Here is a 12615-nt window from a genome sequence, read left to right on the forward strand (position 1 = left end):
GAACGCATTCCCCTCCCGCTTGCGGGAGGGGTCAGGGGAGGGCGTGACGTACGTACTGGCGTCCGGACTGTTTGGTCAGCCCCTCCCCCGACCCCTCCCGCAAGCGGAAGGGGAGCAGCAGAATAGCGTCCTTGATACCGGAGCGACGCGATAATGTTCGGCACAACCCTCGTCCTCGCGCTCCGCTCGATCCGCCGGCACATGCTGCGGTCGTTCCTCACCATTCTCGGCATCGTAATCGGCGTCGGCGCGGTCGTCACGATGGTCACGCTCGGCAAGGCGACCACGGCCGCCGTCCAGCAGTCGATCTCGTCGCTCGGCACCAACATCCTCCAGATCCGTCCCGGCCAGGGCTTTGGCCGCGGTGGTGGCGGGCCGCCGCCGCCGCCGCTCAAGATGGACGACATCGATCCGATCGCGCGGCAGATCGCCGGCGTCACCGCGGTCGCGCCGACCGAACAGCGCAGCGCCACCGCGATCTACAACGGCGCCAACTGGAGCACCACGATCAACGGCACCACCGGCGCCTATTTCGAGGTCCAGCCCTGGCCGCTCGCGGGCGGCCGCGTCTTCACCGGCCAGGAAGAGGCGGCAGGCAAGGCGGTCTGCATCCTCGGCAATACCGTCATCCAGAACCTGTTCCGCGGCGCCGATCCGATCGGCCAGCGGATCCGTCTCAACGACATCTCGTGCGACGTGATCGGCACGCTCAGCACGCGCGGACAGGCGGGCTTCGGCGGCGATCAGGACGACGTCGTGGTCATGCCGATCAAGACCGTCCAGCGCCGCTTTACCGGCAACCAGAACGTCGCGGCGATCCTCGTCGGCGTCGACCAGGGCTATGACACGCAACAGGTCCAGGCGTCGCTGACCGACCTGCTCCGCGAGCGTCGCCACCTCGCCGCGGGGCAGGACAACAACTTCAACATCTTCGATACAAAGCAGATTTCCGACACGCTGACCGGCACCACGACCCTGCTCACCGGCATCGTCGCTGCGGTCGCCGGGATCAGCCTGGTGGTCGGCGGGATCGGCATCATGAACATCATGCTGGTGTCGGTGACCGAGCGCACGCGCGAGATCGGCATCCGTCTCGCGATCGGCGCGGTCGCGCGCGAGGTGCTGTTACAGTTCCTCGTCGAGGCGATCGCGCTGTCGTGCCTCGGTGGCGTCATCGGTCTGATCGTCGCGCAGGCGGCGATCGCGATCATCGCGCCGCTGATCAAGGTTCAGTGGCTGTTCGTTCCCGAGATCAACATCTTCGCGTTCGCGATCTCCGCGGTGATCGGCGTCGTCTTCGGCTATTTTCCGGCGCGGCGCGCGGCGGCAATGAACCCTATCGACGCGTTAAGGCACGAGTAATCGCGGCCTTGGGATCGCGTACCAGCGCCTGCAGCCGGTCCAGATCCTCGGGCGTATCGATATCGATCAGCTCGGCGGGCGCGGTCACGACATGCCGCCCCGCCTTCACCAGGTCGCGTGCGCCCGCATCGCCGTCGAGCGTCAGCAGGAAATCGAACCGGTCGCGCCCGAACAGGGCAGGGGGGCTGGGCTTCTCGCCATCGCTCGATGCGACCACCGCGTCGGCGCTATCGGCGGCATCGAGCATCCGATAGATATGCGCCGCGGTCACGCGCGGCATGTCGGCCAGCGCGATCAGCACCGCCTCCGCACCCTCGTCCTTCGCGCACTGCACGCCGAGCTTCACCGACTGCGACATCCCCGACGACGGATCGTCGTTATGCACCACCTCGAAATGATGGCTGAGGAAGTCGAGCTTGCAGCCATCCGTGACGACCAGCCGCCGCTTGAACGGAATGTTCTCGAACGCGGTAACGACGTGCATCCCGAGCGGCTTGTTGAGGAACGGCACCTCCAGCTTGTTGGGGATGCCGAACCGCTCCGAGCGCCCGGCCGCGAGGAGGATGAGGAAGACGTTTTCAGCGGCGATCATTGAACGCTCCTATCATCGCCGCCGCGACCGACAGCGCGATTTCCGATGGTCCGATCGCGCCGATGTCGAGCCCGACCGGCGCATCGATCCGGTCGATGTTCTCCGCCGTAACGCCCTCCGAGGCAAGCCGCTCGCGTCGTGCCGCATGGCTCTTGCGGCTGCCGAGCGCACCGACATACGCAGCATCGGATGCGAGCGCCGCGATCAGCGCGGGGTCGTCGATCTTGATGTCGTGGCTCAGCGTCACGACCGCGGTCGAGGGACCGGGACGGAGCGCGGCGATCGCCTCGTCAGGCCAGCGATCGTCGAGCGTCACGCCCGGAAACCGCTCCTCGGTCAGGAAGCGCGCACGCGGATCGATCACCACCGTCTCGATCCCGAGTTCGCGGGCCAGCCCCGCCAGCGCCTGCGCGATCTGCACCGCGCCGACGATCAGCAGCCGGCGTGGCGGATCGTAGCGATTAACGAACACCTCGCCCGTCTCCAGCGGCCGCGCGTCGCTGTGCCCGGTCGCGAGATCCGTCGTCACCGTCAGCGCATCGCCCTGGTCGCGCGCGTCGGCGATCCGGTCGAACAGTTCGGGATCGAACCCTTCGGCGGACACAGGCTGCACCATCACCGCGATCTCGCCGCCGCACGGCAGCCCGACTTCCCAGGCGGCGGCGTCCGCGACGCCGTAGTTGCGCACCTGGAACGGCGCGCCCGCGATCACCTCTGCGGCGGTGGCGAGGATATCGCTCTCGACGCAACCGCCGGAGACGGATCCCTCGAACCGCCCATCGGCATGGACGAGCATATGGCTTCCCTTGGGCCGCGGCGCGGATCCCCAGGTCGAGACTACCGTGGCGATCGCCATCTTCTCGCCCTTCCAGGTCTTCGCAGCAGCGAGCACGCTATCGTTTTCGGCCATGTTGTCTCTCTTCTCGTTCTCCCGCGAAGGCGGGAGCCCAGGAGCCACGAACGCTCCGTTTGGTATCCTGGCCCCCCGCCTGCGCGGGGGAACAGCGCTTATAAGGAGGGTAGTCCAGCCAGCAGCTTGTCGAGCGTCACCGGAAAGTCCCGAACCCGCACCCCCGTCGCGTTGTAGATGGCATTCGCCACCGCAGCCCCCGCGCCGGAAATCCCGAGCTCCCCAACGCCCTTCGCTCCCACCGGGTTCGCGGAGTCGTCGATCTCCTCGATGAAATGCACCTCCAGCTGAGGAATGTCGGCATTCACCGCGACATGATATTCACCGAAATCGGGGTTCACGAACGCCCCCGTCCGCGTGTCCACCACGCCCTCCTCGCTCAGCGCATAGGCGATCCCCCACGCCATCCCGCCGGTGATCTGGCTCGTCGCGGTCTTGCGATTGAGCACCCGCCCGACATCGAACACGCCGAGCATCCGCCGTATCCGCGTCTCGCCCGTCACCGCGTTCACCGCGACTTCGACGAAGTGCGCGCCGTGGCTCGCCTGGCTGGTGCGCTTGCTCTCGGCACCCGGCCCGGTCTTGCCCATCGCCACGATCGGTTCGCCGCGGACCAGATCGGCAAGCTTCACCGACCGTCCGCCCGCGCTCACGCAGCCGTCGTGCAGGCTCAAATCCTCGGGCGCCGCATTCATCCGCAACGCCAGTTCGCCAAGGATATCCTCGCATGCCAGCACTACCGCCGAACACGCGCTGCCCGCGCCGAACGACCCGCCCGACCCGGCGCTCGGCGGGAAATCGGTATCGCCGAGCCGCACGTTCACCTCGGCGACCGGTAGCCCGAGCATCTCGCCCGCGGTCTGCGCCAGGATCGTGTACGTCCCAGTACCGATGTCCGTCATGTCGCACTCGACCGTCGCGCGGCCATCCGCCTCCAGCCGCACGCGCGCCTGCGCCTCGACCGTGAAGTTACCGCGCAGGCTCGCCGCCATGCCGATCCCCACCAGCCACTCGCCGTCGCGCACCGATCCCGGCGCCGGCACGCTCGCAGGCCAGCCGAACCGCTCGGCGCCTTCCGTATAGCAATCGAGCATCCGCCGGGTGGAGAACGGCTTGCCGCTCACCGGATCGGTCTCGGGCTCGTTGCGCCGCCGCAGTTCGATCGGATCGATCCCGAGCTGCTCGGCCAGTTCGTCCATCGCGCACTCGACCCCGAACGTCCCGACCGCCTCGCCCGGCGCCCGCACCGCGCCGCTCGCGGGCAGATCGACACGCACCAGGTCGGTCTTGAACCGCCGAGCATCGCCCCGGTACAGCGGCAACGTCCCGAACGGCACCGGCTCCAGAAACTCGCCATCGTCGTTCTGCGCGACGACGCTCTCATGCCCCATGCCGAGGATCACGCCGTTTGCGTCAGCGGCGATGCGGATGCGCTGTGTCGTGTGCGAGCGATGATGCACCATATACGCGGTCTGGCGGCGGGGGAGGGCGACCTTCACCGGCCGCCCCACGACCTCCGCCGCGATCGCCGCGAGTATCGCCTCGGGCCCGACACCGGTCTTGCCCCCGAACCCGCCGCCGACATACGGCGCGAGCACGCGCACCTTGTCCGCATCGATCTTCAGTGCTTTCGCGATAGTCTTCCGCGCACCGCCGATCACTTGGTTGCTCGACCGCACGGTGAGCTTGTCGCCCTCCCACCACGCGGTCGTCGCGTGCGGTTCCAGCGCGGCGGGGAAATGGACGGGCGTCGTGTAGGTCCGGTCGAACGTCACCGCCGCGTCCGCCATCACCGCATCGAGATCGCCGTTGTCGATCGGCGGCAGGAAGCCGATCTTCGGCGCGGTGTCGACCGGCTGTGCCTCGACATCGAACCGATCCTCGCCCGCCTCGGTGCGAACCACGACCAGCGCCGCAGCATCGCGCGCGATCGCCTGATCCTCGGCGACGACGATCGCGACAGGCTGGCCGAGGTGGAGAATGACATCGGTATCGAACAGCGGCATCGCGCGAGAGTTGGACTCGCCAGCCGGCATGCGCGCATCGCCGTGAATAACCGCGATGACGCCAGGCAACGCCTCGGCGGCGCTGACGTCGATGCCGAGAATGCGCCCGCTGCCCACCGGCGTGCCGACGATCGCGGCATAGGCGATGCGAACGGGCGTGCCCTCATACGCATAGTCGGCCACACCGGTGACCTTCGCCGGCCCCTCGATCCGGTCGAGCCCGAGCCCAAGAACGCCCTGCTTCGCGCGGTCGAGACCACCCGGCCGAAACGCCGCATCCATCACGTGTTCGTTCATTCTGCGGTCCTCGGGGTAGAGGGAAGGATATGGGTAGGGCAGGGGCGTTTGACGAGGGCGCTATGCATCCCAACGCCACCCCGGCGAAGGCCGGGGCCCAATTGGGAAACGAGAGTAACGGCGGACGGTCCTCCGTTATCAAAGCCTTCCCAATTGGGCCCCGGCCTCCGCCGGGGGGGTAACTGTTACAGGAGCTAAGCTTTACTCAGCTTCCCCCTCAAACAGCCGGCAACTGATCCAGCAGTTTATCCAGCGTGATCGGGAACTCGCGCACCCGGATCCCCGTCGCATTATATACCGCGTTCGCCACCGCAGCACCCGCACCCGAAATCCCCAGTTCCCCGATCCCCTTCGCGTGGATCGGGTTCGCATGGATGTCGCGCTCGTCGACGAAGTGGACGTCCATCTGTGGCACGTCCGCATTGGCCGGCACGTGATATTCGCCGAGATCGTGGTTCACCAGCTTGCCGGTCCGCGTGTCGTGGACGAGGTCCTCGGTAAGCGCCGTGCCGATCCCGAACGTCATCCCGCCCAGGCACTGCGACCGCGCGGTCTTCGCGTTGAGCACGCGCCCCGCCGCGAACGACCCGAGCATCCGCCGCACCCGCGTTTCGCCGGTGACCACGTTGACCGCGACCTCGGCGAAATGCGCGCCGAACCCGGCCTGCGTCGTCTCCTTCTCCTGCTTGCCCGGCTTGATATGCCCGGTAGCCTCGAGACCCTTGCCGACCAGCTCTCCGATCGGCGTCGAGCGGTTGTCGCCGATCGCCTTGCCGTCCTTCAGCGTCAGGCCGTCCTCGTCGACGCCCGCCGCCTTGGCCAGCTTCCCACGCAGCATCTCGCACGCAAGATACACGGCAGTACCAGAAGACGCCGCGCCCCACGAACCGCCCGAACCCGCCGCCGGAGGATCGTTGGTATCACCCAGCGACATCGTGATGTTCTCGACCGGAATCCCCAGGATCTCCGACGCGATCTGCGCCAGGATCGTGTAGCTGCCCGTGCCGATGTCGGTCATCGCCGACGACACCATGGCCGTGCCATCCGGATGGATCTCGACCTTGGCGGACGATTCCATCATCATGTTGCCCCGCACCGCCGAGGCGACGCCCATGCCGATCAGCCACTCGCCCTCGCGACGCGTACCGGCTTTCCGGCGCTTGTCCCAACCGAACTTCTTCGCACCCTCGTCGAGCGCGCGCGTCAGGTTGCGCGACGAATAGGGCACGTCCTTTTCGGGATCGATCTTCGGATCGTTGCGCTTGCGCAGCTCGATCGGATCCATCTGGAGCTTCTCGGCCAGCTCGTCCATCGCGCCTTCCAGCGCGAGCATCCCGACCGCCTCGCCCGGCGCGCGCATCGAGCCCGACAGCACGAAGTTCACGTCGACCACCTCATGCGTGATCAATCGGTTCTCCCCGCCGTACAGCAGGTGCGTGCCGATACCCGCCGGCTCGAAATAATCCTCGGTCGGCTGGTTCGACGTCAGCGTCTCGTGACCGATCGCCAGCAGCTTGCCGTCGGCGTCGGCCGCAAGCCGCACATGCTGCTCGGTATTCGACCGCCGCACCGTCGCCTCGAACACCTGCGGGCGCGACATCACCGCCTTAACCGGGCGGCCAAGCTGCTTCGCCGCGATCGCCGCCGCGACGCTCTCGGGCGCGATGCCGAGCTTCGATCCGAACCCGCCGCCGATATAGCGCGCGATGATCCGCACCTTCTTCTCCGACAGCCCCAGCGACTTCGCCAGCTGCTGCGCATCCGAGGTCGGCATCTGGTACGCGCCGTACAGCGACAGCGAGCCGTCCTCTTCCCACACCGCGGTCGAGGCATGCGGCTCCATCGCCGCGGAGTTCTGGCTCGGCGTGACATAGGTCGAATCGATAGTCACCGCCGCCTCGGCCATCGCCTTGTCGACGTCGCCCTGCTTGAAATGCGCGGGCGTCGCGTCGTCCGGCGGCGTCCGCGTCTCGTCGCGGTGCGCGGCGAAATCATACTGACCCTCGGCCTCGTCATATTCGATCGGCAGGCGCGCCGCCGCATCGCGTGCGACTTCGAAGCTCTCGGCGAGCACGATCGCGACGATCTGGCCGAAGAACGCGATGTCCTTAACGCCCTGCGTCGGCGCATCGGTCGCACCGCCCTGCGCCGAGACGCGGATGAACTGGTCGAAATCGGTGACGACGTCGATCACGCCGGGGATCGCCTTGACTGCGTCGACGTCGATCGAAACGACCTTGCCCGCGGAGATTTTCGTGCCGACCAGCACGCCGTACGCCATGTTGGCGAACTGGTATTCCGCGGCATAGGTCGCCGTGCCCGTGACCTTCAGCGGACCGTCGATCCGGTCGAGCGGCTTGCCGATGACGCCCTGGACGCCCGTATCCAGAAGACTGTCCGGATGCGGCTTGTCCATCGTCAGGCTATTCGTAGTGCCAAGACCAAACATGCTTATGCTCCCGTGACGTTGCGCAGCGTCGCGATCAGCGTGCGACGGGCGAGGGGAATCTTGAAGTCGTTCGAGCCGTAGCCCTTGGCATCGGCCAGCAGCGCGGTTGCCGCAGCCTCGAACACGGCATCGGACGGCGCCTTGCCGACCAGAGCCGCCTCGACCGCCGGGTTGCGCCACGGCATCGGGCCGAGCCCGCCGAACGCGAGCGAGGCCGACGCGATCACGCCGTCCTGCACGTCGACGATCGCCGCTACCGAGACGAGCGCGAACGCATACGACGCACGGTCACGAACCTTGCGGTATTCCTGCTTGCCCTTGACCGGTGCCGGCAGCTCGATGTGCGTGATCAGTTCACCCGCTTCGAGCGCGTTCTCGATCTGCGGCGTATCACCCGGCAAACGGTAGAAGTCGTGGATCGAGATCCGCCGACGATCGCCGTCCGCCTTCAGCGTCACGATCGTCGCGTCGAGCGCACGCATGGCCACCGCCATGTCGCTCGGGTGCGTCGCGATGCAATGCTCGCTAGTCCCCAGCACAGCGAGGATGCGGTTGAAGCCGCCGATCGCCGAACAGCCGCTGCCCGGCTCACGCTTGTTGCACGCCGCGGCGGTGTCGTAGAAATAATAGCACCGCGTCCGCTGGAGCAGATTGCCCCCGGTCGACGCCTTGTTGCGCAACTGCCCCGACGCACCCGCCAGCAACGCGCGGCTCAGCACCTCGTACTTGGCGACGACGCGGCGATCAGCGGCGAGATCGCTGTTCGGCACCAGCGCACCAATCGTCAGCCCGCCATCCTCGCGCTCCTCGATCTTCGCGAGATCAAGCCGCGAGATGTCGACCAGCTTGTCCGGCGTCTCGACCTGCAACTTCATCAGGTCGAGCAAATTGGTGCCGCCTGCAATGAATTTAGCGCCAACGGTATCGATGTCCTTGACCGCAGCCTCGGGCGTCGCGGGCTTCTCGTACGTAAAGGTCTTCATGCCACCAGCTCCCCACGCGCGTTTGCTTCCATCGCGGCGTCCTTCTCGTCCGCGGTCCGGCCTGCGGGCTCGGCACCACCGACTTCACGGATTGCATCGACGATGTTCGGGTACGCGGCGCAACGGCACAGATTGCCGCTCATCCGCTCGGAAATCTCGGCATCGTCGAACTTCGGATCGGTCAGGTCGCCCGACGCATGGCTGGCCCAGCCCTTCTTGACCTCGTCGAGCATGCCGACCGCCGAACAGATCTGCCCCGGCGTGCAATAGCCGCACTGATAGCCGTCATGCCGCACGAACGCGTCCTGCAACGCGTGGAGGTTGCCCGGCTGGCCGATCCCCTCGATCGTCGTGATCTCGTCGTCCTGGTGCATCACCGCGAGCGTCAGGCAGGAATTGACGCGACGCCCGTTGATCAGCACCGTGCACGCCCCGCACTGGCCATGATCGCAGCCCTTCTTCGAGCCCGTCAGCCCGAGATGCTCGCGGCAAAGGTCGAGCACCGACGTGCGAATATCGGGCTCGGCGTCATATGATTGACCATTGATCGTGAAATGCATGGCGGTGCCCCTGGTTGAATGTGCCGGGAATGTACGGATTTCGAGGACTCAACGCCGATGCGACCAATCGTTTCCTATTGCGACAGGCTCTCATACATAGTTGCGCTGGCACTGGCGGCGACGAGCGGGCAAGCTGTTGCGATGACGCCAGCTTCTCCCCGATTGTCGCCCCCGATCGTCATCGCGCACCGCGGCGCGAGCGGGCTTCGACCCGAGCATACGCTGGCGGCCTATTCGCTCGCGATTGACCAGGGCGCGGACTTCATCGAGCCCGATCTCGTCCCGACCAAGGACGACGTCCTCGTCGCACGCCACGAGAACAATATCGCCGAGACGACCAACGTCGCCGACCATCCCGAGTTCGCTAGCCGGAAAACCACCAAGACGATCGACGACCAGACGATGACCGGCTGGTTCGTCGAGGACTTCACGCTCGCCGAACTGAAGACGCTGCGCGCTAAGGAGCGCCTGCCCAAGCTCCGCCCCGCGAACACCGCCTATGACGGCCAGTTCGAGATCCCGACGCTCGCCGAGATCATCGCGCTCGCCAAGCGCCGCACGGCCGAGACGGGCCGGACGATCGGCATCTATCCCGAAACCAAGCATCCGACCTATTTCGCCAAGATCGGCCACCCGACCGACGCGAAACTGGTCGCCGAACTGCGCGAGGCCGGCTGGGATTCGGCCAAAGCGCCCGTGTTCATCCAGTCGTTCGAGGTCGCCAACCTCCAGCGCCTCCACAAGATGACCAAGGTCCGCCTGATCCAGCTCATGGACGGGGAGGGCGGTCCCGCCGATGGCGCGCACCCGAGCTACAAGGCGATGATCACGCCCGACGGCCTCAAGGCGGTCGCGGCCTACGCCTACGGCATCGGCCCGAACAAGAGCATGCTCTGGACCGACGCGACGCCGACGACGCTGGTCGCCGACGCGCACGCGGCCGGCCTGCGGGTCCACCCCTGGACCTACCGCGCCGAAAACTATTTCGAACCGACCCGCTTCCGCCGCGGCACCGATCCCGCCGCCCACGGCGACATCGCCGCCGAGATCGACGCCGGCCTTGCACAAGGTATCGACGGTTTCTTCACCGACTTTCCGCTATACGGGGCCCAGGCGCGCGACCGAGCCCGGGGAACCGCGCGTGCAGGAGTAAAGTAAATGCGTAAGGTTCTTCCCGTACTCGCGGTGCTGCCGTTCCTCGTAAGTGGCTGCATCGGCACCGCGACCTCGATCGTGAAGGCGCCGTTCCAGGTCGCCGGCAAGGCGGTCGACTGGACGACGACCAGCCAGCAGGAATCGGACCGCAACTACGGCAAGAAGATGCGCAAGCAGGAAGCCGAAGAGGGTAGGCAACGCAAGGAACTGGCCAAGCGCTGCAAGAAGGACCCACAGCGCTCCGAATGCGGACAGTACCAGGGCTATCGCGCGGGGTATTGAGCGGTCCGTCCATCCCCCCAATTACCACCCCGGCGAAGGCCGGGGCCCAATTGGGGGACGCTGCTGATGACGGACTACGCGCAGTTACCGCTGTTTCCCAATTGGGCCCCGGCCTCCGCCGGGGTGGTGGCCCGAACACCTGCTCTTGCCCTCCTTGTTCTCCCGCGAAGGCGGGAGCCCAGTCTGGACTCCCGCCTTCGCGGGAGAACAATCTCTGGCCGGGCCGGGCAGCGTCTAAAACCACCCCATCACGGTAACCGGAAACGGCGTCCAAACCCCAACCCGAACCCCCGCAAATCGCAAAGCATCCCCCGTCCAGCTATTACACGTCCGCACCGCGTCATACCGCCCGTTGGCCGCATAAAACGCGTCATACCCTGCATACCCCCGGTACCGCGCACCCCCGTCGCGAAAGCTCGCCCGGATATACGCGGCCAGCCGGCGATACTGCGCCGGCGTCACGACAATCTCCCGAGCCCCATCCCCCGCGCGCGGCCTCGGCAGATGGTCGACATGCATCAGCGTTTGCGTGCTGCCGAACGCCGCGCCGATCACAGTTCGCAGCTTCACGTCAGCCCAGGTCGGCGTCTCCAGGTAGAAGCTCTTCTCCCCCCACCCGAACGCCACATGATCGAACGCGCCATACCGCGGATCGCGCAAATCCTCCGCCCGCGCCACCCCGCGCCAGTCCACCCCGGCGGCCACCTTCGGCACGATGATCCCGGTATGCACGCCGTTGCTCTCGACGAAGATATGCACGCCCTCGGCAGGCGCGATCCAATCACGATTGCTGGGGATGGCCCCGCCGATCAGCCCCGCTACCGCATAGCTCGCGATTACCCCGACCACCGCCGCAACGGCCCATAAAATCCACCGCACCCAGCGCGTTTCCGTCTTCATTCCGTCATGCTAGACCAGCCGCATGGCCAATGACACGCACGTACTGAGCACCCCGCCCGAAGGCGCCCCCGACTGGACGATCCCGCAGAACTGGGCGGCCTACACCACGGAGGACCACGCGACCTGGGACACGCTGTTCGCGCGCCAGTCCAAACTGCTCCCCGGCCGCGCCTCGAACGCCTGGCTCCGCGGGCTCGACGTGCTCAAGCTCTCGAAACCCGGCATCCCCGATTTCGAGGAACTGTCCGAACGCCTCATGAAGCTCACCGGCTGGTCGGTCGTCGCGGTGCCGGGCCTTGTGCCCGACGACGTGTTCTTCGACCACATGGCCAACCGGCGGTTCGTGGCCGGCAATTTCATCCGCCGCCCCGACCAGCTCGATTATCTGCAGGAGCCCGACGTCTTCCACGACGTGTTCGGCCACGTGCCGATGCTCGCCGACCCGGTCTTCGCGGATTACCTCGCCGCCTACGGCCGCGGCGGCCAGCGCGCGCTGGGGTTGGACGCACTGAAATATCTAGGCCGGCTCTACTGGTACACGGTCGAGTTCGGCCTGATCGCGGAACCCGAGGGCCTGCGCATCTACGGCTCGGGGATCGTTTCCAGCTATGCGGAAACGCGGTTTGCGCTCGACGATCCGAGTCCCAACAGGATCGCGCTGGACTTGGCTCGCGTAATGCGGACCGAATACCGGATCGACGATTTCCAGCAGAACTACTTCGTCATCCCGAGCTTCGAGGAGTTGCTGCGGCTGACGGTAGAGACAGACTTCGCGCCGTTGTACGAGGAGTTGAAGGCGCTTCCGGATATCCCCGTCGCGCGGATCGAGCCAGGCGATGTGGTGCTGACCGAAGGCACGCAGGACTACGCGACGTCGAAGGCATCCGCTGAGACCGCATAAGCTTCGCTCAAAAAGGCCACTACCCAGAAGAGGCCACCACCCCGGCGAAGGCCGGGGCCCAGTTGGGATAGCGGTGCGGTTCTATCGCAAGGGTTCGCCCAACTGGGCCCCGGCCTCCGCCGGGGTGGTGTCAGGTGAGGGGTAAGAGCAACCCTTTCCAACTTGTTCCCCCGCGAAGGCGAGGGCCCAGACTGGACCCCCGCCTTCGCGGGGGAACA

The 12615-nt window shown here is 66.5% G+C and carries 11 protein-coding genes; 4 read left to right on the forward strand and 7 right to left on the reverse strand.

Annotated features, from left to right (window positions below):
- Nucleotides 1–153 precede the first annotated feature (153 nt).
- Nucleotides 154–1362, forward strand: coding sequence for an ABC transporter permease (locus ACLBWL_RS15970; RefSeq protein WP_121886052.1), 1209 nt, complete (start codon nucleotides 154–156; stop codon nucleotides 1360–1362).
- On the opposite strand, the gene ACLBWL_RS15975 is transcribed toward ACLBWL_RS15970, so the two are convergent.
- The 6 genes from ACLBWL_RS15975 to ACLBWL_RS16000 form a co-directional block, all read right to left on the reverse strand.
- Nucleotides 1337–1954: a nucleotidyltransferase family protein gene (locus tag ACLBWL_RS15975; protein WP_447794712.1), complete on the reverse strand. Its 618-nt coding sequence runs from the start codon at nucleotides 1952–1954 to the stop codon at nucleotides 1337–1339. The genes ACLBWL_RS15970 and ACLBWL_RS15975 overlap by 26 nt on opposite strands.
- Nucleotides 1941–2864, reverse strand: coding sequence for an XdhC family protein (locus ACLBWL_RS15980; RefSeq protein ID WP_107964075.1), 924 nt, complete (start codon nucleotides 2862–2864; stop codon nucleotides 1941–1943). The genes ACLBWL_RS15975 and ACLBWL_RS15980 overlap by 14 nt, the downstream gene beginning before the upstream one ends.
- A 98-nt stretch (nucleotides 2865–2962) precedes the next feature.
- The gene (locus ACLBWL_RS15985; protein WP_447794714.1) at nucleotides 2963–5167 is read right to left on the reverse strand and encodes a molybdopterin cofactor-binding domain-containing protein; all 2205 of its coding nucleotides are present in this window, start codon (nucleotides 5165–5167) and stop codon (nucleotides 2963–2965) included.
- A 217-nt stretch (nucleotides 5168–5384) separates the two neighbouring features.
- On the reverse strand, nucleotides 5385–7583 hold the full coding sequence (locus ACLBWL_RS15990) for a xanthine dehydrogenase family protein molybdopterin-binding subunit (protein WP_447794716.1): 2199 nt from the start codon (nucleotides 7581–7583) through the stop codon (nucleotides 5385–5387).
- Nucleotides 7584–7618: 35 nt separating this feature from the next.
- Nucleotides 7619–8599, reverse strand: a complete 981-nt coding sequence (locus tag ACLBWL_RS15995) for an FAD binding domain-containing protein (RefSeq protein WP_107964072.1) — start codon at nucleotides 8597–8599, stop codon at nucleotides 7619–7621.
- Nucleotides 8596–9159, reverse strand: a complete 564-nt coding sequence (locus ACLBWL_RS16000; protein WP_082441359.1) for a 2Fe-2S iron-sulfur cluster-binding protein — start codon at nucleotides 9157–9159, stop codon at nucleotides 8596–8598. Before ACLBWL_RS16000 ends, ACLBWL_RS15995 begins: the two co-directional genes overlap by 4 nt.
- A gap of 141 nt (nucleotides 9160–9300) precedes the next feature.
- Here ACLBWL_RS16000 and ACLBWL_RS16005 point away from each other — a divergent pair, with 141 nt between their 5' ends.
- Nucleotides 9301–10317 (forward strand): glycerophosphodiester phosphodiesterase, encoded by a 1017-nt coding sequence (locus ACLBWL_RS16005; protein ID WP_447794719.1) that lies wholly within the window; start codon nucleotides 9301–9303, stop codon nucleotides 10315–10317.
- Entirely contained in the window at nucleotides 10318–10596 is a 279-nt protein-coding gene (locus ACLBWL_RS16010) for a hypothetical protein (protein ID WP_447794721.1), read from the forward strand.
- Between the two features lie 234 nt (nucleotides 10597–10830).
- Here ACLBWL_RS16010 and ACLBWL_RS16015 read toward each other — a convergent pair whose 3' ends face one another.
- Nucleotides 10831–11496 carry a TIGR02117 family protein gene (locus ACLBWL_RS16015; RefSeq protein WP_447794722.1) on the reverse strand — a complete coding sequence of 222 codons (666 nt, stop codon included), beginning with the start codon at nucleotides 11494–11496 and terminating at the stop codon, nucleotides 10831–10833.
- Between the two features lie 22 nt (nucleotides 11497–11518).
- Between ACLBWL_RS16015 and phhA the strand changes: the two genes are divergently transcribed.
- Complete coding sequence (gene phhA, locus ACLBWL_RS16020) at nucleotides 11519–12397, forward strand: phenylalanine 4-monooxygenase (protein ID WP_447794724.1); 879 nt, start codon at nucleotides 11519–11521, stop codon at nucleotides 12395–12397.
- The last annotated feature ends 218 nt before the right edge of the window (nucleotides 12398–12615 follow it).

It is taken from the genome of Sphingomonas sp. M1A8_2b (assembly GCF_053345535.1).

Bases quoted from the DNA above. Each gene is read 5' to 3' on its own strand.
- ACLBWL_RS15970 (WP_121886052.1), top strand. From the start codon at position 154: ATGTTCGGCACAACCCTCGTCCTCGCGCTCCGCTCGATCCGCCGGCAC.
- ACLBWL_RS15975 (WP_447794712.1), bottom strand. From the start codon at position 1,954: ATGATCGCCGCTGAAAACGTCTTCCTCATCCTCCTCGCGGCCGGGCGC.
- ACLBWL_RS15980 (WP_107964075.1), bottom strand. From the start codon at position 2,864: ATGGCCGAAAACGATAGCGTGCTCGCTGCTGCGAAGACCTGGAAGGGC.
- ACLBWL_RS15985 (WP_447794714.1), bottom strand. From the start codon at position 5,167: ATGAACGAACACGTGATGGATGCGGCGTTTCGGCCGGGTGGTCTCGAC.
- ACLBWL_RS15990 (WP_447794716.1), bottom strand. From the start codon at position 7,583: ATGGACAAGCCGCATCCGGACAGTCTTCTGGATACGGGCGTCCAGGGC.
- ACLBWL_RS15995 (WP_107964072.1), bottom strand. From the start codon at position 8,599: ATGAAGACCTTTACGTACGAGAAGCCCGCGACGCCCGAGGCTGCGGTC.
- ACLBWL_RS16000 (WP_082441359.1), bottom strand. From the start codon at position 9,159: ATGCATTTCACGATCAATGGTCAATCATATGACGCCGAGCCCGATATT.
- ACLBWL_RS16005 (WP_447794719.1), top strand. From the start codon at position 9,301: ATGACGCCAGCTTCTCCCCGATTGTCGCCCCCGATCGTCATCGCGCAC.
- ACLBWL_RS16010 (WP_447794721.1), top strand. From the start codon at position 10,318: ATGCGTAAGGTTCTTCCCGTACTCGCGGTGCTGCCGTTCCTCGTAAGT.
- ACLBWL_RS16015 (WP_447794722.1), bottom strand. From the start codon at position 11,496: ATGAAGACGGAAACGCGCTGGGTGCGGTGGATTTTATGGGCCGTTGCG.
- phhA (WP_447794724.1), top strand. From the start codon at position 11,519: ATGGCCAATGACACGCACGTACTGAGCACCCCGCCCGAAGGCGCCCCC.